We start from the raw sequence: 26,948 nt of genomic DNA, 5'->3' as shown, positions 1-26,948 counted from the left end.
TAGGTGTGAACAAAATACCAGGTTGCACCAATGCGGCTCTCCAATGACTTCGAGAATGCCAACATTTTTCACCAACCGAGTATGAATAAACAACACATACAAAAACTACTTGAGTCAACCCAAGAACTATTTCTGACCACTCATAAACACGTAGTTGACGAGATTGTGAAACGGAATGGTTACTTTTTCCCTTTCGGTATTGGAGTATCAGCAGACGGAGAGTATATTGTAGCTGGAATAGAAAATCCAGATCCTGTACAGGCATTGAGTTTTGCAATTCAAGCACTCAAGAATTTTGCAGGGCAAGGGAAGCTTATTGCTGCTGCCACCTGTTTCGCTGGAAAAATTCAGATGGCGCAGAATGATGACTTACTTGATGTGATAATTATCGTCCTTGAGGACACGACAAAAACAGCTATTAAATGTTGTGGAACTTATCGCAAGACAGCAAGTAATTGGGAATTTGGGGACATCACAGGCAAGGTTGGAGAACCAATAATTTTTGATGGCTTGTGAAGTAGCTTAAATTTGATTTATGACAGTATCGTATATCTTACGTACAGCAAGCTAACAACGCAGTGGAGCGAACGGGCAAGATTCGTTTCAGTTCTATTAGCCACCGCTCAATTTTGCCGTTATACCAACAGTAAAAGTCCGTTAAATTTATCTGTTTTCAGCCAAGATTTGGCAAGCAAAAGTGATCGGCTTCGTTTGTAAGTACCGAAAGTGGATCGGCGATCGCCCTAGCATAAATAATTGTTAAGGAATCGCAGTATAACACGTCATTAGAGCGGACAAAACAGAGATAACTTCAGTTAAGCTAAAAATACAGGAGTTACGCAGGCGCACTACATATAGCGTGCCTGCGTAAGTCTTGTTAAGCAAACTTAATTTTCAAATAATCATCCTCCATCTTCGCCCCCGAAGGTTGCAGCGCCGCTAAAGCTTGTGGCAACACCAAATTACGGCGGTGATTCCCAATCCGAACATTCAACTCATCTCCCGTTTTGCTCAACTGAATTTGATCCTTAGCAATTCCGGGCAAATACAGCTCAAGACTATATTGATTGTTTTCCTGCACGATCTTAATCGTATTTTCTTTGTAATAAACTTGACTGGGGTCTTCGTCTTTGTAAAGCGTTTCTTTCAACCGTTCTAAAGCTGCCAAACCGCACATTTCTTCAGAATAAAGTGGCACTTCCTTAACTGGCAGTGGCATGAAATCCGAGTGAATTTCCTGACGGTACTGCTCTTGGCTTTCTTTCCACCGTTTAAAAAATGGGTCAGTTACTTCTGCGGGAATAATCCGGTTAGCTACTACTAAATCTGTGGCTACATTGTACAAACTCAAATAGGCATGAGCGCGCAGAGACTCTTTAATTACCATTTTTTCGGGATTGGTAACTAACCTTACCGAAGTGACAGTATTGTCAGTTAAAACCTTTTCCAAAGCTTCGATTTGTTCGTAAAATTCGTAAGGTGCATCCATCACCTCTTTGTCTGGTAAAGAAAAACCTGCAAGTGGTCTAAAAATAGGTTCAACTAAAGGTCGAAGGGCGGCTGATATACCTTGCAGCGGTTTGTAAAATTTTCTCATGTACCAGCCGCCAACTTCCGGCAAACTTAGCAGTCTCAATGCTGTGCCCGTCGGAGCCGAATCGATAATTAAAACATCAAATTCGCCTTCGTCGTAATGCCGCTTCATTCGCACTAAACCGAAGATTTCATCCATTCCTGGCAAGATGGCTAATTCTTCAGCTTGCACCCCTTCGAGTCCCTGTGCTCGCAAGACTTGAGTAATGTAGCGCTTAACTGCTCCCCAATTGCCTTCTAATTCCCTGAGAGCGTCTAATTCTGCTCCCCACAAATTCGGTTTCACCAGCCGCGAATCGTGTCCGAGTTCCATGTCAAAGCTGTCGGCTAAGGAGTGAGCGGGATCTGTGCTCAGCACTAGGGTTTTGTATCCCAATTCGGCACAGCGCAGCCCAGTCGCAGCGGCTACAGAGGTTTTGCCGACGCCGCCTTTTCCGGTCATTAATATTAAACGCATTGATTGTTTAGCTCGCCTGAAAATTCTTTACTTCTTTATTGTAACGTTCTGTAACAGAGATTAATTTAGTGGGGGAATTAATTTGGGCGACAAGCAGCCGCCGGACACAGCACATTTTCGGTCATTCACGAAATTACTGCCATGTCAAGCTCAGTTAAAATTATTTATTTCAAATATCAATTGCGGCGCCTAAAAATCCATCAGCGTTCATCTGTGTTTATCTGCTAATACAGCGTATTCCAGCTTTATGAAGTACACCCCAGAAACCGGGTTTCTTTACAGTTCTCGCATCATTACTGATTCTGTTGCTCGAAACCCGGTTGATCGCGATCTACATCTACATGGAATATGCTGTATCTGCGGTTAAAAAAGGGCTCTCGCTCTTGAAACACTATTTTTTATGGCTAAAAAACCTCCGAAAAATTCTAATTCTCAAACATTAGTTTTCAGAGAAAATACAAGCTGTTTGAGCACATCCAACCGCGAACAGTCCCAGTAATCTATGTGAGAAACAATTAAACCGTCGCTGTTGACTTTCAGTTCGCTCCTACCCGCGATCGCCATTTTCGGTTTCCAAGGTAACGGTGCGATCCAGCTCAGAGTCCAGCGAGTTTCTATAGTATCTCCCGACTGCGAAATCCCGTGCAAATCGAGATTTACATCCTGAAAAAAAGTCCCCATAAACCCGATCATTTTGCGGTAGCGATCGACTCCTGTAAATCGATTCACCGGATCTTCAAAATAAACATCTTTTGCATAGATGCTGTAAGTCTGATTATCGGGAAATCTTTGATAATCGTCTTTGAGAATTTCAATAATGTCCATTTCGAGCGATCGTTATTCTTATATTATTAGAATATAATTTTAACACAAGAAAGCGATAATCCGCAATTCTCGTCCAAGTTGTGATAATATATAGGGTTATTTCCTGCCTTACCAACTTTCAACTTAACATCACAACTATGATTGACCTCTACACTTTTACCACCCCGAACGGTCGCAAAGTCTCGATCATGCTCGAAGAAATAGGTTTACCCTACAACGTGCACGTCATCGACATCACAAAAAACGACCAATTTAGCCCAGAGTTCATCGCAATCAACCCCAACAGCAAAATTCCGGCCATAGTCGATCGAGATAACGGCATCACCGTCTTCGAGTCCGGCGCTATTCTAATCTATCTTGCCGAAAAAAGCGGCAGATTTCTGCCCACAGACAAACAAAAATACTTTCAAGTTATAGAGTGGCTGATGTTTCAAATGGCCAGCGTCGGCCCGATGTTTGGTCAGCTAAACCACTTCAAACGCTTTGCACCCGAACAAATTCCCTATGCGATTGGGCGCTACCAAAAAGAAACCTTGCGCCTCTACGGAGTATTAGACACTCAACTAGCAAAATATGAATATATCTGCGGCGACTATTCGATCGCCGACATTGCTACCTATCCCTGGGTTGCTATTTACGAATTTCAAGGATTAAGCCTCGACAATCATCCCCACCTCAAACGTTGGGTAGAAACCTTGCAGAAGCGTCCCGCAGTTGAGCGCGGAATGGCTGTTCCATCATTATAAACCCCCCATCTAAATTGTATTTTCGGGAGGGCGGGACACCCCACAAGCAAGTTGACTTTTGTGGAACGGGCTTCTAGCCCGTTCTTAATAAACAGCGGGCGGGCTAGAAGCCCACTCCACAAGCAAGTGGACTTTTGTGGAACGGGCTTCTAGCCTGTTCTTAATAAACAGCGGGCGGGCTAGAAGCCCACCCCACAAAGCAAGTTTACTGGTTGTGGAACGGGCTTCTAGCCCGTTCAAAAAAAGCCCTCAAACTCAATCCGCGAAATGCTTAATAATCGCCTCAGCAAACTCCGAACACTTCAACTCAGGCACCGGCGGCTCCATCAACCTCGCCAAATCGTAAGTAACTTCACCATTAGAAATTGCCGCTCCCAAACCCTTCTTAATCAAGTCTGCTGCTTCCTGCCATCCCATGTATTCTAACATCATCACCCCGGACAAAATCAGGGAACCGGGATTGACTTTATCCAAACCAGCGTGTTTCGGTGCAGTGCCGTGAGTCGCCTCAAAAACTGCACATTCATCACCAATATTCGCCCCAGGGCCCATACCCAATCCACCCACAATGGCGGCGGCCGCATCGGATAAATAATCCCCGTTCAGATTCATTGTCGCCAAAATCGAATACTCGGCGGGTCTGGTTTGAATTTGTTGGAAAATACTGTCAGCAATTCGGTCGTTGACCATGATTTTTTCTTTCCACTGACCGCTGCCGTGACTCTCCCAAATTGCAAACAGAACGTCGGCTACTTCTTGACGAATTTTGGCTTGTTTTTCTGGGGTCAAAGCATCGTATCCCGGGTCTATTTGCCGAGCATTATCTTCTAAGGTAATGTCTGGATTTTTTTCTTTGTTGCCCAGAATCCAAGACTCTCTTTCCGTTACGCACAGTTCTCGAAATTCGGTGGTTGCTAATTCATAACCCCAATCTCGGAAAGCTCCTTCAGTATATTTCATGATGTTGCCTTTGTGCACCAAAGTCACTTGCTGCTTATCTTTTGGCAACCGTAAAGCGTGCGTAATGGCACGCCGTACTAAACGCTGAGAACCTGTTTTGCTAATGGGTTTAATGCCGATTCCAGAATCGAGGCGAATTTGTTTTTTGCCATGTTCTGGTGTTGCTGGAATTAACTCATTATTGAGGAATTCAATCAATTTTTTGCCGATTTCGCTGCCTTTGGCCCATTCAATTCCGAGGTAAATATCTTCTGTATTTTCCCGGTAAATAATTACATCTAGGAGTTCAGGAGTTTTGTGTAGCGATGGTGTTCCAGCATAATATTTGCAGGGCCGCACGCAGGCGTAAAGGTCGAAGATTTGCCGCAAAGCTACGTTTAGCGATCGAATGCCGCCCCCTACCGGCGTTGTCAGCGGCCCTTTGATGGCGACTCCGTATTCTTTGATGGCGTTTAAGGAATCCTGGGGCAGATATTGGTAAGTACCGTAGACATCGCAGGCTTCGTCGCCTACATAGATTTTAAACCAGTTGATTTTTCGCTCGCCACCGTAAGCCTTTTCTACCGCAGCATCCATGACTTTCTGGGATGCAGGCCACAAGTCAACGCCGGTACCGTCGCCGCGAATGAAGGGAATAATCGGGTCATTGGGGACGATCGGCAAACCGTCTTTGAAAGTAATTTTAGAACCAGTTGTCGGGGCTACAATCTTTTCGTACATATCTTAACAGCGCGGATAGCAATGTTCCCTATTTTGCCACGATTATCTGCCTAAACCTCAACCAATCCTAAATATTTGTATAAATTTAAGTTGGATTTTGGGGCGACCGGCTGGCCGTCACTGTGACTTTTGGGCGATCGTAAATTTAAAAGTAACTTTAAAAAAGTAGCAAAGATAGCAGAAGTTTCTATCAAATATGCCTCTCTATCTTTCAGCGCTACGGTTGGGAATATGCTGGAAGCAAGTCAGTGGATTTAAGATTTAAGATTTAAGATTTTAGATTTACTCCACAGATGAATCTGGGAGGTTGAACCTTCGTCTAAAATTTTGGGCTGATCGCGACTCCTGTCGGAAAGTTGTATCGGTTTTTGGGCGGGGTCAAAAGGGTAATTGTAGCCGCCGATGAACGCAAATAAACGCAGATTATTTTCACAAAATTTGCATTTATTTGCGATATTTTTCCTTCTGCATATTCTTTTTTACCACCCACAAAATAAACCAAATGACAATAATCACTACAACAATTTTGGAAACCGGACCCAGATAATCCTCTACAATTGTATAATTTTCCCCTAGTTTGTATCCGGCAAAAGTCAGCAAACTCACCCATAAAAGAGTGCCGGCTGTTGAGTAGAGTAAAAAAGGAATTAAAGGCATATTGTTGATGCCAGCGGGCAGGGAAATCAGGGTGCGAACTCCCGGTACGAGGCGACACAAAAACACGGCTTTGTTGCCGTGTCTGTTAAACCATCTATTTGCTTTGTCAATATCGGCGCCCGATACTGTGATCCACTTACCGTATTTGTCGGCTAAATTCCTCAAGCGTTCTTCGCTCAATAACTTACCCGCATAGTACCAGGGAAGCGCCCCCAGAATTGTACCGATTACTCCTGCTGCGATCGCCGGCGCTAACTGCATATCATCACCCTTTGATGCCGTGAATCCTGCCAGCGGCATAATCAATTCTGAGGGTATAGGCGGGAAAAGATTTTCTAAAAACATCAACAGGCCAATTCCGAGATAGCCCATCGATTGCATTGTGTTAGTTATCCATTCAACCATTTTGATTTAATAATTTGGTAAGAAGAAGTCAGTAGTCATTAGTCATTAGTCATCGCTCGTTCCTAGACTGTGCTTGGGAACGCATATCTAGAGGCTCTGCCTCGACTCCCCATGAGGGAGGCAGAGCCTCCTTGTATTCATTCCCCGGCACAGCGTGGAAACGATAAACGATGATTAAGTGCCCGAAGTCCAAGAGTTTGTGTACTCAATTTGTTCGGCCGTCAAGGTATCAATGTGAATACCCATTGCTTCCAATTTGAGACGGGCAATTTCTTTGTCAACTTCCACGGGGATTGAGTGAATACCAGGCTCTAGTTTGCCTTTGTTCGTAACCAGATATTCGCAGGCTAAAGCTTGGTTAGCAAAGCTCATATCCATCACGGCGCTGGGGTGTCCTTCGGCTGCTGCCAAGTTGATCAAACGACCTTCGCCCAATACAATAACCGACTTGCCATTATTGAGGTGATATTCTTGAGTGAAAGACCGGACTGTTTTCACGTCGGTGCTTTTGGCGCCGAGGGATTTGAGGTCAATCTCAATGTCGAAGTGACCGGAATTGCAAACAATTGCGCCGTCTTTCATTGTCTCGAAATGTTCGGCACGAATGACGTGTTTGTTGCCGGTAACAGTAATGAATATATCTCCGACTGTTGCTGCTTCGTCCATCGGCATGACGCGGAAACCGTCCATCACTGCTTCGATCGCCCGAATCGGATCGATTTCGGTGACAATTACGTTAGCACCCATACCGCGGGCGCGCAGTGCCGTGCCTTTGCCGCACCAACCGTAACCTGCAACCACAATATTTTTACCGGCTAACAAAATATTGGTAGCGCGGATAATGCCGTCTAGCGTAGATTGACCGGTGCCGTAGCGGTTGTCAAAGAAGTGCTTGGTGTCGGCGTCGTTGACGTTCATTGCGGGGAAAGTCAGCACGCCGTCTTTCAACATGGCCCGCAGGCGCACGATGCCTGTGGTAGTTTCTTCGGTAGTTCCGATTAAGTCGGAAATTTGGTTCGGGCGGTGCTGGATCAGTGCGGCTACCACGTCGCTGCCGTCGTCGATGATAATATTGGGGCGGTGGTCTAGGGCTGTGTAGACGTGACGTTCGTATGTAGCCGCGTCTTCTCCTTTGAGGGCGAAGACGGAAATGCCGTAGTCTTCAACTAAGCAAGCCGCTACGTCATCTTGAGTGCTCAAGGGGTTGCTGGCGATCAGTACGGCGTCGCCACCGCCGAGTTTGATGGCGATCGCCAAATGAGCGGTTTCTGTGGTTACGTGGCAGCAAGCAGCCAAGCGAATGCCAGCGAAAGGCTTTTCTTTAGCGAAGCGTTCTTGAATTTGCCGCAAAACGGGCATTTCCCGGCCGGCCCACTCGATGCGTTGCTTTCCCAAGGGGGCGAGGGACAAGTCTTTGACTTCGTGTTTAATCTTGACGGATGTAGCAACCATGTATGTTATTTCTCAGAAATCATCAAACTTTGTTAGTTTTAGCAGATTAAGTCATCGGCGGGCAAGTGCTGTGATTTTACTCGATCGGGGTCGGCGCTGCTAATCTTAAATTTTGATTGTGTTTTAATGATTAGCGAACGAGTCGATGGAGTCACCCCCACAGTGAGAGTCAAACATCCCTGTCTGCCGATCGAGCTCAATCTTTTGTGTTAGCGTGGCGTTCTGGAATTATTTGACACTCTCATATCATTTCCGGTTACACCGGAATGATGTTGACTGTTGACTGTTGACTGTTCACTGTCAACAGTCAACAGTCAACAGTGAACTCGAATTTACTATTCCGATGCTAACGGATTTGATATCACTTGGGCTGCTGGCAGTTTGAGCGCCTGCGTGATTGCGTTCCCAGCTTGGCGGCCTGCTGATATCATCAGTTGGTTAGGACTTGGTTCAGTAGCGATTAGTTTCGCGTTCCAAGAAATCTTCAAATACTTTTTAGGGGAAATATTGTTGCTGTTGCACGAACCGTTTCAAGCAGGCGATCGGATGATTGTAGAAGGCTTTGAAGGTACTGTTGAAAAGATTTTGCGGCGTTCAACTCAAATTATTAGCGATCGGGGAGAGCGAGTTATCGTGCCGAAGGCGATCGTATTTACCAATTCAGTGCGGGTACTAACAACCATTCCACACAGGCGAACCAACCTGCGTTTAATTTTAGCCTACGAGACCGGCCTTCCTGAGCAATTGAAACCTTGGTTAAAGCTATTTCCGAAGTCGAAGGCGTTTTGTCCCAAACAACTCCAAAAGGTTGATACTTCAGGCATTAACCAAGGTTTTTTGCATCTTATTGTCCCCTATTGGAAGCTGCGGGAACAAGCACAGGTGCGACGGACAAAAACCGTGGGGTGGCGATTAAAGTAGCGTGCGTCCGGGCAGACATTAAAATTCTTGGCGTTGCACAATTTGAGGATGATTATTGTGGGGAGTAGGGGTTAGGCGTCCCGCCTGCTGTGAAAATACACGCCTTCGGGCTCATGGGCCCATCCCACAAAACAATCAAAATCATCCCGCTATTATGCAACGCCAAATTCTTCAACCGGTATCCGTGACTTTGTACGATCGAACACTTTACCGTGACTGAGTTTTGAATTTTTAGTTGGGAGAGGGAGAGAGTGGGAGAGTGGGAAAAATCCTCTTGCTTAACGCTTGACTTCTTCAGGCTTGACTTCTTCCCTCAACACCCATCCGTTAAATCCCGTACACTGCGCGTTCCCGAACTTCACCCTGATATCAAATCCGCGCTTCATCGTCGGGCGTAAAATCGAGTCAATATCCAACACTCAACCATTATTCAGTTTGGCGACCCGCCCGTCAACAGTCAACAGTCAACAGTCAACAGTCATGAGGAGTGCAACCAGAATTGATATGACTTCTCCCTTCTGACTTTTCAAATCAAGCAAAAGGCGAGCCGATTTCTCATTAGCGCGCCTCCTAATATAATTTTATTTTGTCAAACCTAATTCAGCAGATTGTTCGGGTTGAAAAATATCATGAAGTCGTCTTGCTAGCGCGGCGGCGGCGGGCTGCAACCAAGCCACCCAAACCGAGAGCCAAACCAGTCATTGTCATGGGTTCTGGAACTGCTTCTGCGCTCACTGTGAAGTCTTGGAAGTCTGAGTCCTTGCTGTTACCGCGATCGTCGAAGCCAATTAGCGTGCCTCCGTTAAACAGAGAACCCAATCCGTTTGTGAATTCTCCGGCTGCTTGGAATGTGGAAGTTGTTTCTTTGTCGAGCGCGCTCCACAGTTGCGAGTGCCCGCCAAACACCGCTTGCTGGCTGCCGCTGTTCAAGCTTGAGGTCGAGTAGACACGGCCACCCCAGTCGCTGTCGAGTCCCAAAGTATAAATTTTATTTGCCAGGAATGTGAATACTTCCGAGCCACCCAAGACAGTATTGCCCAGAGTTCCTTTCCATTCATTTTCCCACTGGTTGTCTGAGGATTTAGTTTCCGAAAACAGGGTCTTAACTAGAGAGACCGCCGAGTTCTCCACACTGTATATTCCCAAAGAGGATTGGTACATACCGTGAGATTCTTTGAAGTTAAACTTGATAGTTGTATCTTGGCCGAATTCGATGCTGTTGGCACCAAAGGAGGCGGCTTGAGCAGGAACTGCTGCGCCAAACAGAGCTGTGGCGGCTGCGGTAGCTGTTAAGGCGGATAATAGTTTGGTATTCATAACCTGTTCCTTTTGTGCGAGGGTCTTAATAATTTCATTATGCGATACTTTTTTTGTATTTGGGGCACTTTAGGTAAAGTTTGACACATTCTTTATCAAGCCTTTACATAACCTTCACAAATTCTGTCTCTCGCCTCGGCTCGCGGGCGATCGCTCCCTAAAAATACACACCCAATAATTATAAAAATTGTGGCTTGAAACCTTGCAGGTGCGGGCATGGGAGCGCGGGTAAGCCCAAGTGATTTAGAGCGGGCTTCTGCTAATTTTTTATTATATTCTGAAGTCTAAATCCTCAACAGCCAACACTTAAGTATAAATACGGTAATATTCGTGTGTACTGATAGTTAAAGGAGTTTTCTATTAACCAGAAACTGGGAATATTTGTTTTTTGGGACTTGTATAGGGGAGTTAAAGTAGTTTATCTATCGGGTAAATTACCTACAAAATGCGATCGTTGGGTCTACGTATTTTGGTTGAATTAAATAGATCCCGTGGCGTGAGATATCCCAAAGATGCGATCGAGGAGATGCAATTTCCACAGACTGAAGCGCTAAAAGAGCGGATTGCGCCTCAACAAAGATTGTATAGAGAAGCTGTGGCCGAGTCCTTGCTCCCGATCGACCGCATCAAAACAGACCGCTGTAGCGTTCCTCTGCCCAAGGTTCGCCCCGCTGGTGATAGCCGTTGCGTTCCCAAAAACCGAGTTCTTCGGTTTCTGTAAACTCCAGGCCGTTAATCCATTTAGCGCTTTTCCAAGCGTACAAGTGGGGAACTACGAGCCGCATTGGGCCGCCGTGGTCTGCGGATAGAGGTTCGCCGAAGACGGTGTGGGCGAAAAAGTTTTCTTCTCGGAGGAAGTCGGCGATCGCAATGTTAGTAGTGTAGCCGCCGTAGCAGTGTTCTAGGACGTGCAGAGCTTTCGGATCGACTTCTATGTAGTTCATAAAATCTGTGACTTTGACTCCCGTCCACTGCACGTCGAGTTTTGACCACCGGGTGACGCAGTGAAAATCCGCAGTAAAGTTACTTTGGGGCATCGCCTGGAAGTCCGACCAAGTGAAGGTTTTTGGTTTTGCTAATCCCCAGACTTTAAATTCCCAACTCTCAATACTGACGGAGGGTGTATCGCCGTAGGTCAGCACGGGAAACCCGTTGGCGAGGTATTGACCCGGGGGGACGCGATCGCTATTTTCTAATTCTGGCTTGCGAAAAAATTTGCCCAGCATTGATTGACGCTCTACAGTAACTGACTGCAATCCTGAGTATAACTTGCAGAGATGGGCGCATCGCAATTCATCTCCAGGTAGAAAGCAAAAGCACTTCTGTAGAAATAAAAAAAATCCCTAAATTCTACCTGATGCCAACCTAATTCTGCCTTCGGAGATAGCCGAAGCTAAAAATTACCAACTATTATGATTCCAGCGTAAGTAGCTCGGCGCTGTCAAACGCAATTATGTAAACGATTGTAAAGTATCCAAATGCCCTAAGCGTGGCTAAGTCAGCCCTGTTTACATACTGTTATATAGCTGAGTTTAATTCCGCCTATATACTTATTAAGTATCTAATCTTACATTTTATCGCAATTCATGGTGCATTTCCCAATTTTTGATGTATTGTTACAATATGCTCAGATGCCATATGTAAAAAAAATTGATGGGGTAAAAATCATGATCGCAAGTTGCTTAATTCCGTTGACGTTGTGCTTGATTGCTGGGTGGGTGACTGCCGGGACCGACAGTAGAACGCTAGACGGAATTCCGGCTCCCATAGCTGCAATTATTGGAGTGTGTTCGTTAATTTGGTTTGTGGCGGCGTGTCCTTGGCCTGTTGAACTCGCTCTAGTCTTGGCGGTGGTGGTTTTCGGCAAAGCTTATTTGCAAAAAATCTTGAAAGTCGGCTGAATTTTTAGGGCTAGCGCTCCTATGATTTGCGGGAGCGCGATCGAGTGCTGCTACTTTGTTAAAATTTTTTGCGATTTGTCTGGCTAGGTTCTCAGAGGGGGTCGCAAAGGCGGAACCAACCCTAGAATTGGTGAAATTCAATTTAGATATTTCGGTTAAAAATTAGAACATAAAAATCGACAGAGAAACCCGGTCGATCTAAGATCGACCGGGTTTCTGAGGGCCTGAAATTTTGACACATCCCGCACCACTTGCTGAGGACTTAGACACTCGGAACCCAAGAAACCGGGTTTCTGAGTCCAGGAGTGTTGCTGTATGTGCGTAAAATGGCAAGCTGTTAAATTGGCAAGCGATTGATATCTTTATTAGAACCAATTACTACCATCGCGTCGCCCTTTCTCAAGCGTTCGCTTGGCTCCGGATTAATCTCGAACTTTTCGGCGCGCCCGACTGCTAGCAAGTTCAAACCATACTTGCGCCGGAGCTCCAATTCGGAGATGGTTTTACCGTCAAACTTTTCAGGAACGAGCAACTCAACGATGCTGTGATCTGGGTCGAGGTCAAAGCGTTCTAAAATGCTGGGTTTTGTAAGAAGGCGGGCCACAGAGCAGCCCATTTCTCGTTCTGGAAAAACTACATGATCTGCACCGACTTTTTTCAACAGTTTTAAGTGAGTTTCCGAAGAAGCTTTGGCTATTACGTGACTTACCCCGCCTTCCTTAAGATTTAGGGTGGTGGTAATGCTTTCTGCTAGGTAATTGCCGATCGCCACAATCACTGTTTCAAATTCAAATATACCTGCTTCCGCAAGAGCGCTAGGCTCAGTAGAATCTAACTGCACAACGTGAGCAGCAATGCGCTCGGTCAAAGCTTGAGTTACTTTTTTTTCATCGGTGTCAACTCCCAAGACTTCGTAACCCAAGCCGTGCAGAGTCGAACACACAGCTTTGCCGAAGCGTCCCAAACCAATAACTGCAAACTGCTTGTTGTCGGCGCGCAAAGTCCGAAAAAAATTTAAAGATGACAGGTTCACTGAATATCCAGCGCTGAGCGTCTTGCTGTTTAAATTTTAGCAGAGACAGCGCCGCCTCCTTTTGGTTTTTAGGTAAGTCGTAAAAGTTGATTTGGGTTGTCACCCATTGTTTAGATTATCAGCAAGTAGGCAGGATTTTTTTATCCCACTAACAAACTTTCCTCAGCATACTTAAAAGACCTGGGTTTTGGGTCGCCGAATGCAGCACTCACCAGCAGCAGCACCCCAACCCGACCTATGTACATTGTAGCAATCAAAATCAACTTACCGATCGGTGAAAGCGTGGGTGTAATCCCAGTGGAAAGACCGACCGTGCCAAAAGCTGAAACTGCTTCATACAGCGCTGCGATAAATTCTACTTGGGGATTGGTCAGCTCGATTAAAATTGCAGATGTGAACGCGACCAACAGGGAACCGAAGACTACGCTAATGGTTTTCAGAATCATTGGTGGCGGGATTTGACGCTGATAGCACTCCACATCTTCCTGGCCTTCGATAACTGCTGTGGTACAGCAAAACAATAGCCTAAAAGTTGTGGTTTTGATTCCGCCGCCGGTGCTGCCAGGACTGGCGCCGATAAACATCAGCGCGATGGTCAGAAATAGCGAGGCTTCGGTCATTTGGCCAATGCTAATTGTATTGAACCCCGCCGTGCGGGGAGTAACAGATTGAAACCAAGCTGCCATCAGTTTTTGAGGAAAAGTTAGAGAGCCGAAAGTGTCTGGGTTGTCGTATTCCAGCACCAAAAAGGCTAGCGTTCCTAAAATTAAAAGGACAGCCGTTGTAGTAGTAACAACTTTGAAGTTCAGGGAAAAAACTGTGCAGATAGGGCTTTTGTTGAAGCGATCGCGCAGCCACAGGTAAATTTCCATAATTACTTGATAGCCGATTCCCCCAAATATGATTAAACCGCTGACTGTGAAGTTAACCATAGGCGAAGTGATGTAGCCGATCAAATTATCTGAATAGATGCTAAAACCCGCGTTGTTAAAGGAATTAACGCTGTGAAATATAGCAGACCACACACCCTCTTTAAATCCGTATTGGGGGACGAAAACCGTCATCAGCAAAAACACTCCTGTTAATTCAAACAAAAGCGTTGTTGCTAGAATTGACTGAATGAGTTGTACTACACCGGCTAGCCCGGGTTTGTCGAGAGATTGTTGCAGGGCAACTTTGTCTTTCAAGCCAAAGCGGCGGCCCAATAACAGCAGCAAGAAAGTCGTGGCTGTCATGTAGCCCAAGCCTCCTATTTGCACCAGTAAAACTAGGCACAGTTGCCCCCAAAAAGAGTAATATTTTCCGACATCCACAACCGACAAGCCCGTGACGCACACAGAGGAAGTAGAGGTAAACAGTGCTGTTATTGGATCGCTCCAAGTTCCATCAATTGTGGAAAAGGGCATCATCAGTAATAGAGCACCTATGAGGATGACAGCGAAAAAGCCCAAAGCAATGGTTCGCGAGACAGTCATTCGATTTTAGGTTTTAGATTTTAGATTTGAGAGGGAACCACAAATCGATTTTAGATTTGAGGTTTTAGAGGGAACCCACAAATCGATTTTAGATTTGAGGTTTTAGAGGAAGCCCACAAATCGATCCTCGGGCTTCAAATAAGGATATCTCTGTCTGGCGAATGCCGGAGACCGATCGAACTAAATGACCAAATTCTATGACAACAGCGGGAAAATAACGGTAGAATTCCTTTAATAACTTGCGATCCGGCGATGACATCAACACTTTACCAGCAAATTCAGCAACTTTACGACGCTTCTAGCGGTTTGTGGGAGCAGGTGTGGGGCGAACATATGCACCACGGTTACTACGGCCCGGATGGCAATTTGAAAAAAGAGCGCCGACAGGCTCAGATAGATTTGATAGAAGAACTGCTGGCTTGGGCTGGAGTGCCGTCAGAGAAGGCACTCTGTGAACCTTACCGCATTCTCGATGTCGGTTGCGGGATCGGCGGCAGCACGCTGTATTTGACCGAAAAGTTTAGTTCTCTCCCTAAAAATAATTTAAAGTTGGATGGCGGGGCGGATCAAGATTATAGCCGATCGCCCGAACAAAATAAAACGGGCCCTAGCGTTACAGCGACCGGGATTACTCTGAGTCCGGTACAGGCCAACAGAGCGACCGAACGCGCTAAAATTGCTGGGCTAGAAAGCAATGTGAACTTTTTGGTGGCCGATGCTTTGAATATGCCTTTTCCGGACGAGTCCTTCGACTTGGTTTGGTCGCTCGAAAGTGGCGAACATATGCCCGACAAAATTAAGTTTTTGCAGGAATGCTGCCGCGTACTCAAGCCGGGAGGAACTTTGATTTTGGCAACTTGGTGTCACCGCCCGGTGGGAGAAACGGCGGGAGAATTAACTGATGAAGAGAGAAAGGAATTGGCAGAAATTTACCGGGTTTATGCTTTGCCTTATGTGATTTCTTTGCCGGAATACGAGGAAATTGTTCGCAGTTTGCCTTTGACAAGTATTCGCACCGCTGATTGGTCAAAAGCTGTTGCTCCTTTTTGGGATGTGGTGATCGATTCTGCTTTGACTCCGAGCGCGATTTGGGGTTTGCTAACGAGCGGTTGGACGACTATTCAAGCAGCACTTGCTCTCGGATTGATGAGCCGTGGATATCAGAGCGGGTTGATTCGTTTTGGGATGATTTGTGCTGTAAAATAGCAGGCATATATCAAAGAAGTTTTGAGTGTTGAATTGATGAGTAAGGTGTGCATTGCACACCTTAGAAAAAAAATATTATTTGTGTGGTGCGGGTGTGAGATTTATGGGCAATGATTCGATTGGAAAGTCTTGGATTGATAAAAATGGCTCGGCTCAGCAAAGCTGGCTGAGGGCATTTTGGGAGTTTTCTCGGCCGCACACAATTGTGGGTACTAGCTTGAGTTTATTGGCGTTGTACGCGATCGCCCAAAGTGCGCGGCTGTTTGTGAATCCTGTATTTGGGCCCCTAGCTTGTGCCTGGTTGGCTTGCATTTGCGGCAATATTTATATTGTGGGATTGAACCAGTTAGAAGATGTTGAAATTGATAAAATAAATAAGCCGTATTTGCCGATCGCCTCGGGAGTTTTTTCTCGGAAAACCGGGGAATTAATTGTAATTGCAACGGGAATTATAGCAATTTTGACTGCGGTTTTGCAAGGCCCGTTTTTGCTGGCTACCGTTGGCGTTAGTTTGGCGATCGGGACTGCTTATTCTCTGCCACCAATTCGGCTGAAACGGTTTCCTTTTTGGGCGGCGCTGTGCATTTTTACGGTGCGTGGCGCGATCGTAAATTTAGGGTTATTTTTGCACTTTAATTGGGTGTTGGATTTGGGAATGGCGAAAAGCGCTTTTTCTGGCTGGAATTTGGAGAGTATGTCTTTTGGGATTCCTGCGGAAGTTTGGGTGCTGACGGTTTTTGTTGTGGTGTTTACGTTTGCGATCGCCATTTTTAAAGATATCCCCGACATGGAAGGGGACAAGCAATACAATATTACTACGTTTACGATTGAGCTGGGCAAGCCTGCCGTCTTTAATTTATCTCGCTGGGTGTTGACGGTTTGTTATTTGGGCGCGACTTTGGCGGGAGCGATCGTATTGTCTAATGTTAATTTAGTGTTTCTGACAGTTTCTCATTTGGCGGCTTTGGGTTTGATGTGGTTTTGGAGCGCGAAAGTTGATTTGGACGATAAAATAGAAATTGCTGCATTTTATCAGTTTATCTGGAAGTTGTTTTTCTTAGAATATCTGATTTTTCCGGCAGCTTGTTTGTTGGGGTAGAAGGGGGAGAAGGAAGAAGGAAGAAGGAAGAAGGAAGAAGGAAGGGGGAAGGGGGAAGAAGGAAGAAGGAAGGAAGAGTTAACAAGTTAGAACAATTTGGCAATTACCAGTTAGCGAACTCCCAAACAACAAACACAACTATGGCTTCTCAAAAAAAAAATCGGAAATCTGCCTGTAAACTGGGTACCGAAGACTCTTTGAAATTAGCTTGGGAACATCACCAAGCGGGCCGTTTGTTAGAAGCTGAAAATTTGTACCGGCAAATAATAGAAGTGCAGCCGGAATCAGCAAACGTGCTGTGTTTGTTGGGAATCGCGGCGAGACAGCAGGGAAAAATTGCCGAAGCGATCGACTTTTACGAACAAGCGATCGCCCAAAACCGCGATTTTGTAGAAGCACATTTAAATAAGGCTAATGTTTTGCTGGATGTAGGGGAATATCAAAGGGCGATCGCCAGTTACGAAGAAGTAATCAAAATCCAGCCCAATTCCGCACTCGCCTACAATAATTTGGGGTGGGCAAAACAGCAATTAGGCGAAATAGACGCGGCTATTTTATATTACCAAACAGCGCTGCAACTCGACCCAAACCTGCACGAAACAGCGCACAATTTAGGACATTTATTTAAACAAAAAAATCAATTAAACGAGGCGATAGCTTGTTACCTCCACGCTTTAAAAATCAATCCCAACTTGACATATTCTCTGATGGGTTTGGCAACAGTTTTGCAACAGCAGGGGAAATTAGCCGAAGCTTTCAACTGCTACCAGCAAGCGGTAAAACTTGACCCCAACAATCCCGAAGCTCACAACAATGTAGGAGCCTTTTACCACGAACAAGGTAATGTAAAAGCCGCAATATCCTACTACAGACAAGCATTAAAATTAAAGCCAGACTTCGTGGAAGCAATTAACAATCTCGGACACGCTTTGGTCGATTTAGGAGAGTTTCAAGAGGCTTTTTCTTGTCACAGTCGAGCTTTGGAATTGCAGCCAGACAACGCCACCGCCCACCTGGAATTAAGTTTAACTTTGCTATTGTTCGGAGATTTTCAGCGCGGTTTTGCTGAATACGAGTGGCGGTGGCGTACTCCGCAACTACAACCGAGGCAATTTAAACAGCCGGTTTGGGATGGTTCGGATTTGCAGGGGAAAACTATTTTACTCCACGTCGAGCAAGGCTTTGGCGATTCTATTCAGTTTATTCGCTACGCCCCAATTCTTCGGAGCCGAGGCGCTAAAGTGATGGTGGCTTGCTATCCAGAACTGATGCGGTTGTTTGCGACAGTTCCTGGTATTGAATATTTATCAGTTAGTCTGGAAGGTTTGCCAGAATTTGACGTTCACGCACCTCTGATGAGTTTGCCGCGAATTGTGGGGACAACTCTTGAAACAATACCGGCAAATGTTCCTTATTTAGCTCCGCCTGCTGAGTGCAAATTTGCACTTTCTTCTGATGCCAAATTGAAGGTAGGGATTGTTTGGGCGGGGAGTCCGCAGCGCCGGAAAGACAACCAGCGTTCTTGCAGTTTGAGCGATTTTATTCGATTTTTGGATGTTCCGGGAATTGCTTTTTATAGTTTACAAAAAAACTTGTACGAGAGCGATCGCACTTTGTTGAACCAACACTTAGTGCCGGATTTAACTCCGCATTTAAACGACTTTGCTGATACCGCTTCGGCTATATCTCAACTGGATTTAGTCATTAGTGTCGATACGGCTGTGGCGCACTTAGCCGGTGCTTTAGGAAAACCGGTTTGGGTGCTGCTTTCTTTTGCTCCTGACTGGCGTTGGCTGCTGGATCGTGAAGATAATCCTTGGTATCCAACTGCGAGGCTTTTCCGCCAAAGTCAGCCGGAAAGTTGGCAAGAATTGTTTGAGGAAGTACAGGCGGCTTTGAGTTTATTTGCGATCGCCAATACTGCTAGTTATTCCGAGGATTCTGCCCACGCTCAGCTTGACTTCGTTTCCCTCGCAATGACTGCAAATAATACGCCTGACCTCGATTCTGTGGCTCTCAAAATGACAGGTGCAAGCGTGGTTAAAGAGAGTAAACAAATATTTGTGATGGCGAGCGAAGGGTTAGCAGAAGGCTCCGCAGCTAAGCAATCGCAGGGAATTGAGACATCGATTGCGAGCGGAACGGCTGGCGAGGATTTAGCTGTTTTAGAGGATTTATTGCGGCAAGCAGAACAGTTAATGGAAACAGGTGAGAAGGAAGAGGCGCTCGCCCTTTACGAACAGATTATATCTATTGAGCCAAATTGCGTTCAAGCGCGGATTAATTTTGGTTTTCTCAAGCAAGAAAATGGTGAATTGGAAGCCGCTATCCCCCATTATCGAGAAGCTTTAGCCATCGATCCAAATATTCCTCAAACAGCTTACAACCTGGCAAAGATTTTTGAGGAACAAGGTCAAGTGGAAGAGGCGATCGCACATTACGAGCAAGCTCTTGTAGCTCAACCGGATTTCGTACCCGCCCTGATTAATTTAGCGGTGGCGCGGCAAGAAAAAGGCGAACTTGTAAGGGCGATCGAGCTGTACCGGCGAGCGCTGGAAATTAATCCACATAGCTGGGAAGCTTACAACAATCTGGCAACAGTGTTGCAAGAACAGGGCAATTTAGAAGATGCGCTGGAGTATTATCACAAAGCTCTAGAATTGCTGCCGGATTTTGTGGAAGCTATCAACAATTTAGGCAGGACGTTTCTGGAAAAAGGCGCGGTAGAAGATGCGATATCCTGCTACAGACGAGCGATTCATTTAAGTCCAAATCACGCTAGCGCTCACCTGAATTTATCCTTGGCTTTGCTGTTGGTGGGAGATTTGGAAAATGGTCTCGCCGAATACGAGTGGCGCTGGCAAATTAAAGAATTTCACACTGGTCATTCCTGTTTTTTGACGGGGCCGGATAATACTGTTTCGGCGAGAGAATACCGACCGCTGTGGGACGGTTCTGATTTGGTGGGAAAGACTATTTTGCTGCACGCCGAACAAGGTTTAGGCGATTCGCTTCAGTTTATTCGCTACGCTGCGATCGTCAAAAATAAAGGCGGTAGGATCATTGTGGGCTGTTACCCGCAATTACACCGTTTATTTGCAACGGTTGACGGCATTGATTTACTAATAGTTAAAGGCGAGCCACTGCCGGAATTTGACGTGCAAGCGCCGATGTTGAGTTTGCCCTATATTATCGGTACAAAGCTGGAAACAATACCAGCAAATACTGCTTATTTATCTCCGCCTGCGGGTGCTGAATTTACGCTTCTACCCGATCGCACTTTGAAAGTTGGCATTGTCTGGGCGGGGAATCCAAAACACCGCAAAAACAAGCAGCGTTCGTGCAGTTTAAGCCAGTTTCTGCCGCTTTTGGAGGTTTCGGGGGTAAGTTTTTACAGCTTGCAGAAAGAGGTTTCCGAGGCAGATCGCGCGCTGTTGAATCAAACGTCGATCGTAGATTTGAGCCCGTATTTTGGCGATTTGGCCGATACTGCGGCTGCGATCGCCAAACTGGATTTAGTCATTAGTGTCGATACCGCTGTCGCCCATTTGGCGGGCGCTTTGGGCAAACAGGTGTGGATTTTGCTGGCGTTTTCGCCGGATTGGCGGTGGCTGCTGGAACGCGAAGATAGTCCTTGGTATCCGACGGCGCGGCTGTTCCGGCAGCATCAGCGGGGCGACTGGGAGGGCGTTTTCGCTCGGGTTGCGGAAGCTCTAGGCGCGGTTGCTGCTGCATTTGTGCCGTCGGATGCGGCGGATGCAGAGTTTCGGTTGGGCGTAGATTTGCAGCAGCAAGCCGATTTTGGGGGTGCGATCGAATGTTATGAGCGAGCGATCGCGATCGATCCAAATTATGCGGCCGCGCACAGCAATTTAGGCGTTGTCAAACAGCAAGCGGGCAGGCTCCCAGAGGCGATCGCGCACTACAGACAAGCGCTAGCAATCGACGGGAATTTGGCGGAAACTGCGAGCAATTTGGGCAGCGCGCTCGCAGAAGCAGGGGAGACTGAAGAGGCGATCGCAGAATACGAGCGGGCGCTTTCTTTGAACCCGAATTGCGCGGAAGCGCTGATTAATTTGGGCCTGTTGCGGGAAGAGCAAGGGGATGTGGCGGAGGCTATAAGCTGCTACGAGCAAGCGATTCAAGTCAATCCTAATTGCGCGGTGGCTTATTTGAATTTGGGAATTGCTTTGGAGGCACAAGGGGAGGAAGCGGGCGCGAATTACGAACAGGCGATCGCCAATTACGAACGGGCGATCGCGATAGAGCCAAATTATGTGGACGCCTTGCACAACTTAGCATACGCCTCGATCCGACAGGGCCAAATTGACCGCGCGATCGCATACTACGAGCGATCGACTGCGCTGCAACCGGATTTAGCAGAAACTCTGATCGGTTTGGGGAGTTCACTGCAACAGCAAGACAAGTTAGATGAGGCTCTAGCCGTTTGCCAGCAAGCGATTCAGCAATTGCCAGCCAGTGCACAGGCTCGCTGCAATCTAGGAATTGTCCTGCAGAAACAGGGCAAAATTGAAGATGCGATCGGCTGCTATGAGCAAGCTTTGAGCCTGAAACCCGACTTTCCTGAAGCTTTGAACAATCTCGGCAAAGCTTTTGAGGAATCGGGAAAAATGGCACAGGCGATCGATTGTTACCGTCGGGCGATCGAACTCAAACCCGGTTATATCAATCCCCTCACCAATTTGGGAAGTGCTTTGCACGATCGCGGCCAATTTGCAGATGCTGTCACCTGCTACAGCCAAGCAGTTAAATTCAATGTCGGTCATCCTGAATCTCACCTAAATTTAGGTTTAGCGTTGCTGCTGGCGGGAGACTTTCAGCGCGGTTTTTACGAGTACGAATGGCGGCTCCTAGTTAAAGAAAAACAGTTCCGCTCCCACAACTTTATTCAGCCGCTTTGGGATGGCAAAAATTTGCAGGGAAAAACTATTTTGCTTTGCCCGGAACAGGGTTTAGGCGATGCAATTCAGTTTATCCGCTACGCAGATTTAGTCAAGCAAAAAGGCGGCCGGGTAATTGTTTGGTGTTTACCCCACTTGGAGCGGTTGTTTGCACAAGTTTCGGGAATCGATGGGTTAATAGTTAATCCAGAGGATGCGCCGGATTTTCAGGTTCACGCGCAGCTAATGAGTTTGCCACACCTTCTGGGAACAACTTTAGAAACTATACCGGCCAAAGTTCCTTATTTAGCTCCGCCGCCCGGTTGGGAATTTACTCTCAGCCAAACTCCTAATTTGAAAGTGGGGATTGTGTGGTCTGGAAATCCTAAAAATACCCACAATAAGGTGCGATCGTTACCCCTGAATTTGTTCACCAAACTGTTAGATATGCCCGGAGCAGATTTTTACAGTTTGCAAAAGGAAATGACAGCAGACGATCGCGCTTTGTTAGAGCAAATGCCAGTAACAGATTTAAGCTCTTATTTGCACGACTTGGCGGATACTGCGGCGGCAATCTCCGCTCTGGATTTAGTTATTTCTGTAGATACTTGTGTGGCACACTTGGCTGGTGCTTTGGGCAAACCAGTGTGGATTTTGCTCTGTTTTGTGCCGGATTGGCGGTGGATGTTGCAACGCGAGGATAGTCCTTGGTATCCCACGGCGCGACTGTTTCGCCAGTCCACAGCGGGAGATTGGGAAGGAGTTTTAGAAGAAGCTGCTTTGGCGCTGAGAGAAAGAATTGTCCACCATAAACCAGCTATACCGCCAAGAGAAACTCAAACCAATATTGAATTATATCAAAAACAGTTCAATCAGGGAAATATTCTCAAGTCGCAAGGAAGATTGGCCGAGGCGATCGCTTATTTTAAAAATGCTTTGGTTTTGCAGCCGAATTCGATAGAGGCTACGACTAATTTGGCAGTGACGCTGCACCAAACAGGCGATTTAGCCGAAGCTGCCACCTATTATCAGCGCGCGATCGAAATAGATCCAAACTGCCCTCAATCCCACAATAACTTGGGTATTTTGCTGCAAGATCAAGGCAATATAATGGCGGCTATATCTTGCTTTCAAAAGGCGATCGCCCTGAATCCGGTTTACGTCAAAGCTCTCAACAATCTCGGCGCGATCCTCCAGCAGCAGGGCGAGTTGCAGAGTGCGATGGCGTGTTTTCATCAAGCGCTTTCTGTCAATTCCAATTACGTGCCCGCGCTGGTAAATTTGGGTGTGGCGATGGAAACACAATCTCAGCTAGACGAGGCTGAACGGCTTTACGAGCGTGCAATAGGAGTAGAACCAAACAATCCTACAGGACACTATCACCTGGGAACGTTATGCTTGGGGGCGGGAAAAATAGAACAGGCAATTTCTAGCTTGGAACGAGCCATATCTTTGAACCCTAATTATCGAGAAGCTATTACTAACTTAGGCAGCGCCGTTGAACAATTAGGAGACGTAAATCGAGCAATTTTGTGTTATAAAAAAGCAATAAAAATTGATGTTAATTGTGTAAAAGCTCACTTCAATTTAAGCTTAGCCTTGCTGTTGACTGGGGACTTGCCACGCGGTTTAGCAGAATACGAGTGGCGCTGGCAAACAGAACAGGCGAAAAAATTGCCACGGTTGAATTTTGACCGACCAGTTTGGGATGGGTCAGATTTGAACGGACAAACTATTTTGCTCCGCTCCGAACAAGGTTTGGGCGATGCCATTCAATTTGTACGATACGCGGCAATTGTGCAGCAAAAAGGTGGTAAAATAATCATTTCTTGCTATCAAGAACTGAAGCGTTTATTTAAGCAGATTCCTGGCATCGCACAAGTGGCGGTTCGGATGGATGAATTGCCGGATTTCCAAGTACAAGCACCGCTGATGAGTTTGCCTCATATTCTGGGAACAAATTTAGAAAATATACCGGCCAATGTTCCTTATTTAGCGGCGCCTCCGAATTGGCAATTTTCCCTAACTTCCGATCGCAATTTCAAAGTTGGGATTGCGTGGGCGGGAAGTTCAGAACATTTGAAGGATTTTCAGCGATCGAGCGATTTAAGCTATTTCCTGAAATTGTTAGATATTTCCGGTGTAAGTTTTTACAGTCTTCAAAAAGAAATGTCGCCTGACAATCGTAGTTTGTTAACTCAAACTCCCGTGATAGATTTGAGCGACAATTTGAACGATTTTGCCGATACTGCGGCGGTGATATCGCAACTAGATTTAGTAATTTGCGTGGATACTGCTGTGGCGCACTTAGCTGGTGCTTTGGGTAAACCCGTATGGATTTTGCTGTGTTTTATGCCGGATTGGCGGTGGATGTTGGAACGCGAAGATAGCCCTTGGTATCCGACGGCGCGACTGTTTCGGCAGCAAACACCGGGCGATTGGGAGGAAGTATTCGATCGCATAAAAACAGCCTTAAAAAACCTAATTTCTACTCGTTCTCAAGCTGTGGCTGGTAACGGAGATACCGAAGCTTCGCCTCGATTTTCTTTATCGCCCGCACAGGTACAATTTCACATAGCAAATGCCTTAGAAAAACAAGGTAAAAAAGCAGAGGCAGCCGCTCGTTACGAACAAGTAATTGCCGCCTCACCCAGCCACGCCGAAGCCCACAGTTATTTAGGTTATCTCAAACAGGAAAACGGGCAAATAGGCGAGGCTATTTCGCACTACAAACAAGCGCTAGAAACCAATCCCAACCTGAGCGAAACAAACTTATACTTGGGTTCGGCCCTCGAAGAACAGGGAAAAGTCGCAGAGGCGATCGACTTCTACAATAAAGCAATTCAACTACGTCCCAACTCGCCAAATTGGCGCTTGAGACTAGCATTAGCTTTGCTTTTAACTGGGAATTTTGATGCTGGTTTTGCAGAGTACGAATCGCGCTGGCAAACTCAACAATTGGATCAGCGCTCTTTTGAGAAACCACTTTGGGACGGCTCGGATTTGCAGGGAAAAACAATTTTATTGCACCCCGAACAAGGTTTTGGCGATACGATACAGTTTATTCGCTACGCTCCTTTAGTTAAGCAAAAAGGCGGCAAAGTTATTGTGGCTTGTCATGTCTTGCTGAAGCGTTTGTTTGAAGGAATTGCAGGAGTAGATCGAGTAGGAGTCAGGCCGAGCGATTTGATAGATTTTCAAGTGCAAGCCCCGCTGCTAAGTTTGCCGCGAATTCTGGGAACGACTTTGGAAAATATACCGGCGAATATTCCTTATTTAGCTCCGCCACAGAATTTTAAATTTTCCCTAGAGCCGAACAATAAACTAAAAGTAGGTATTGTGTGGGCGGGCGGCCCGCTGCACCGCAACAATCATCGGCGATCGTGTAAATTGAGCGATTTTCTGAAATTTGTAGATGTTCCGGGAGTGAGTTTTTACAGTCTTCAGAAAGATTTGTCAGCGGGCGGTTCCCTACAGGATAGCTGCGCTTCACGCACTTTATTAAAGCAACACAAAATTGAAGATTTAAGCGAACATTGCGTCGATTTTGCCGACACCGCAGCAATTATTTCGCAACTCGATTTAGTAATTTGCGTAGATACTTCTGTCGCGCACTTGGCGGGTGCTTTGGGCAAACCCGTGTGGATTTTGCTGTCTTTTGTTCCCGATTGGCGCTGGATGCTGGAACGCGAAGATAGCCCTTGGTATCCCACTGCGCGGTTGTTTAGGCAGCAAAAAGCAGGTGATTGGGATGGAGTTTGCGATCGTATAAAAGCAGCCTTGCTAGAGAGGGCGGGCACGGGGGCACCGCCCCTACAATCTACTCGTTCCCAGACTCAGCCTGCTAACGCAGATTCTTATGCTCCGCCTCAAATCCAACCCCCAGAAACTCCCCCACAAATTACAGGAATCGGCATCAGTTGGCCGATCAGCATCACTAGCGGTTGGGGAATTTACGGCGTGAATTTAACACTACAACTGCTGCAAAGTCCCGCCTGGGAAGTTGCACTTTTAGCACCGCCATCCATCACCTCAGAAGCGATGAATCCGCTGCATAAATCCCTGTTATTACCTGTAATTGAAAAACACAAAACTTTTCAGGAATTAGTAGCAGCAAATTCCGACAAACAAATCAGTTGTAATTTTCCCGTACTTTACGCTTTGGGGAATAATTTAGCATCCTCTGGAGTTGACAATCAAATTACCAGCGCTTGTCAAATAGGAGTCATATTTTTTGAAGACACACGGATCACAGCAGAAGCACTAGAAACAGCCAAAAAATATAGCGCGATTGTCGCAGGTTCCAACTGGAATGCGGATGTTTTGAAAAGCTGTGGCTTGACTAATGTGGCGATGGTACATCAAGGAATTGACCCAACAATTTTCCATCCTGCACCTAAATCTAATCTATTTGGCGATCGCTTCGTCATTTTCTCCGGCGGCAAACTGGAATATCGCAAAGGTCAAGATATTGTAATTGCCGCTTTCAAACGATTTCGCGCCAAACATCCAGAGGCTTTGTTATTAACAACATGGCACAACTTCTGGCCTCAGTATATGTTAGGAATCGAACAAACCGGGAACGTTGCCGGACTTCCCAATATCAACGGCGACGGAAGTTTAGGAATTTCCCAATGGTTAGTGGCTAACGGTTTGCCAGTTGACTCTTTTATCGACATCGGCTTAATTCCCAATCACCTCGCGGGACAAATTTTGCGAGAAGCCGACTGCGCTGTTTTCACCAACCGCTGCGAAGGTGGCACTAATTTAGTCGCGATGGAAAGTATGGCCTGCGGAATTCCGACTATTTTATCAGCAAATACTGGTCATTTAGACTTGATTTACAGCCACATTTGCTATCCTTTATGGAGTCAAGGACGAGTTAAACCTACTGATCCTTTTTCCGGTGTAGAAGGTTGGGGAGAGTCTGAGGTTGCAGAAGTTGTCGAGGCTTTGGAACAAGTTTATACTAATCGCGAAGAATCAAAACGTCGCGGTTTAGCTGCGGCTAACTTTATGCGTGATTGGACTTGGGAAAAACAAGTTAAGCGCTTTCTTGATGTTATATCAAATTCGCTTTAACAATCATCTTTTTCCGGTTAATAGAATTCGCTACTACACAAAGTTTAGTTAGCCTAAGCGTTGGCGCGCTGGCTTCGCCCAGGCCAACTAAAGAATAAAGAATCCAGATTAACTTCAATAGGGTTCAGTTAAGGCTCAAATAGTGGTAAATTAGGTATGGTGTCCAAAAATGGAGAGCAAGTAAGGTGCATCTCAAAG

Annotated in this window: 17 protein-coding genes; 7 read left to right on the top strand and 10 right to left on the bottom strand. The window is 46.2% G+C overall.

The annotated features are described in order from the left end of the window. Positions 1 to 81 precede the first annotated feature (81 nt). Positions 82 to 516 (top strand): hypothetical protein, encoded by a 435-nt coding sequence (locus QUA47_RS06975; RefSeq protein ID WP_333430197.1) that lies wholly within the window; start codon positions 82 to 84, stop codon positions 514 to 516. Between the two features lie 361 nt (positions 517 to 877). Here QUA47_RS06975 and QUA47_RS06970 read toward each other — a convergent pair whose 3' ends face one another. Next, on the bottom strand, positions 878 to 2,050 hold the full coding sequence (locus tag QUA47_RS06970; RefSeq protein ID WP_006631786.1) for a TRC40/GET3/ArsA family transport-energizing ATPase: 1,173 nt from the start codon (positions 2,048 to 2,050) through the stop codon (positions 878 to 880). A 432-nt stretch (positions 2,051 to 2,482) separates the two neighbouring features. Continuing rightward, the gene (locus tag QUA47_RS06965) at positions 2,483 to 2,875 is read right to left on the bottom strand and encodes a DUF2358 domain-containing protein (RefSeq protein ID WP_333430196.1); all 393 of its coding nucleotides are present in this window, start codon (positions 2,873 to 2,875) and stop codon (positions 2,483 to 2,485) included. A 137-nt stretch (positions 2,876 to 3,012) separates the two neighbouring features. Between QUA47_RS06965 and QUA47_RS06960 the strand changes: the two genes are divergently transcribed. Continuing rightward, positions 3,013 to 3,621, top strand: a complete 609-nt coding sequence (locus tag QUA47_RS06960; protein ID WP_333430195.1) for a glutathione S-transferase N-terminal domain-containing protein — start codon at positions 3,013 to 3,015, stop codon at positions 3,619 to 3,621. Between the two features lie 255 nt (positions 3,622 to 3,876). Here QUA47_RS06960 and QUA47_RS06955 read toward each other — a convergent pair whose 3' ends face one another. From QUA47_RS06955 to ahcY, 3 genes are all read right to left on the bottom strand, one after another. Continuing rightward, positions 3,877 to 5,301: an NADP-dependent isocitrate dehydrogenase gene (locus QUA47_RS06955; RefSeq protein ID WP_333430194.1), complete on the bottom strand. Its 1,425-nt coding sequence runs from the start codon at positions 5,299 to 5,301 to the stop codon at positions 3,877 to 3,879. Positions 5,302 to 5,745: 444 nt separating this feature from the next. Then, positions 5,746 to 6,363 (bottom strand): DedA family protein, encoded by a 618-nt coding sequence (locus QUA47_RS06950; RefSeq protein ID WP_333430193.1) that lies wholly within the window; start codon positions 6,361 to 6,363, stop codon positions 5,746 to 5,748. Between the two features lie 174 nt (positions 6,364 to 6,537). Then, entirely contained in the window at positions 6,538 to 7,815 is a 1,278-nt protein-coding gene (gene ahcY / locus QUA47_RS06945; RefSeq protein ID WP_006631791.1) for an adenosylhomocysteinase, read from the bottom strand. A 393-nt stretch (positions 7,816 to 8,208) separates the two neighbouring features. Here ahcY and QUA47_RS06940 point away from each other — a divergent pair, with 393 nt between their 5' ends. Beyond that, positions 8,209 to 8,736 (top strand): mechanosensitive ion channel domain-containing protein, encoded by a 528-nt coding sequence (locus QUA47_RS06940; protein WP_333430192.1) that lies wholly within the window; start codon positions 8,209 to 8,211, stop codon positions 8,734 to 8,736. Positions 8,737 to 9,014: 278 nt separating this feature from the next. Here the strand turns inward: QUA47_RS06940 and QUA47_RS06935 are convergent, their stop codons facing one another. The 3 genes from QUA47_RS06935 to QUA47_RS06925 all read right to left on the bottom strand — a co-directional run bounded on the left by QUA47_RS06935 (position 9,015) and on the right by QUA47_RS06925 (position 11,279). Beyond that, positions 9,015 to 9,155 carry a hypothetical protein gene (locus QUA47_RS06935; protein WP_190658311.1) on the bottom strand — a complete coding sequence of 47 codons (141 nt, stop codon included), beginning with the start codon at positions 9,153 to 9,155 and terminating at the stop codon, positions 9,015 to 9,017. Between the two features lie 208 nt (positions 9,156 to 9,363). Beyond that, complete coding sequence (locus QUA47_RS06930; RefSeq protein ID WP_333430191.1) at positions 9,364 to 10,053, bottom strand: PEP-CTERM sorting domain-containing protein; 690 nt, start codon at positions 10,051 to 10,053, stop codon at positions 9,364 to 9,366. 626 nt (positions 10,054 to 10,679) lie between these two features. Next, positions 10,680 to 11,279 carry a sulfite oxidase-like oxidoreductase gene (locus QUA47_RS06925; RefSeq protein ID WP_190658307.1) on the bottom strand — a complete coding sequence of 200 codons (600 nt, stop codon included), beginning with the start codon at positions 11,277 to 11,279 and terminating at the stop codon, positions 10,680 to 10,682. 405 nt (positions 11,280 to 11,684) lie between these two features. On the opposite strand from QUA47_RS06925, the gene QUA47_RS06920 reads away from it, so the two are divergent. After that, a complete protein-coding gene (locus tag QUA47_RS06920) occupies positions 11,685 to 11,954 on the top strand; it encodes a hypothetical protein (protein WP_190658305.1) in 270 nt (89 codons plus the stop codon). 337 nt (positions 11,955 to 12,291) lie between these two features. Here QUA47_RS06920 and QUA47_RS06915 read toward each other — a convergent pair whose 3' ends face one another. Beyond that, complete coding sequence (locus QUA47_RS06915) at positions 12,292 to 12,987, bottom strand: TrkA family potassium uptake protein (protein ID WP_333217090.1); 696 nt, start codon at positions 12,985 to 12,987, stop codon at positions 12,292 to 12,294. 140 nt (positions 12,988 to 13,127) lie between these two features. After that, positions 13,128 to 14,462, bottom strand: coding sequence for a TrkH family potassium uptake protein (locus QUA47_RS06910; RefSeq protein ID WP_333430190.1), 1,335 nt, complete (start codon positions 14,460 to 14,462; stop codon positions 13,128 to 13,130). Between the two features lie 252 nt (positions 14,463 to 14,714). On the opposite strand from QUA47_RS06910, the gene QUA47_RS06905 reads away from it, so the two are divergent. From QUA47_RS06905 to QUA47_RS06895, 3 genes are all read left to right on the top strand, one after another. Then, positions 14,715 to 15,668, top strand: a complete 954-nt coding sequence (locus QUA47_RS06905; RefSeq protein ID WP_333430189.1) for a methyltransferase domain-containing protein — start codon at positions 14,715 to 14,717, stop codon at positions 15,666 to 15,668. A gap of 103 nt (positions 15,669 to 15,771) precedes the next feature. Continuing rightward, a complete protein-coding gene (locus QUA47_RS06900; RefSeq protein ID WP_333430188.1) occupies positions 15,772 to 16,767 on the top strand; it encodes a homogentisate phytyltransferase in 996 nt (331 codons plus the stop codon). Further along, a complete protein-coding gene (locus tag QUA47_RS06895; protein ID WP_333430187.1) occupies positions 16,752 to 26,750 on the top strand; it encodes a tetratricopeptide repeat protein in 9,999 nt (3,332 codons plus the stop codon). Before QUA47_RS06900 ends, QUA47_RS06895 begins: the two co-directional genes overlap by 16 nt. The last annotated feature ends 198 nt before the right edge of the window (positions 26,751 to 26,948 follow it).

This window comes from Microcoleus sp. MON2_D5, assembly GCF_036701905.1.
Lineage (GTDB): Bacteria > Cyanobacteriota > Cyanobacteriia > Cyanobacteriales > Microcoleaceae > Microcoleus.
This window is presented reverse-complemented; position numbering and strand designations above follow the sequence as displayed.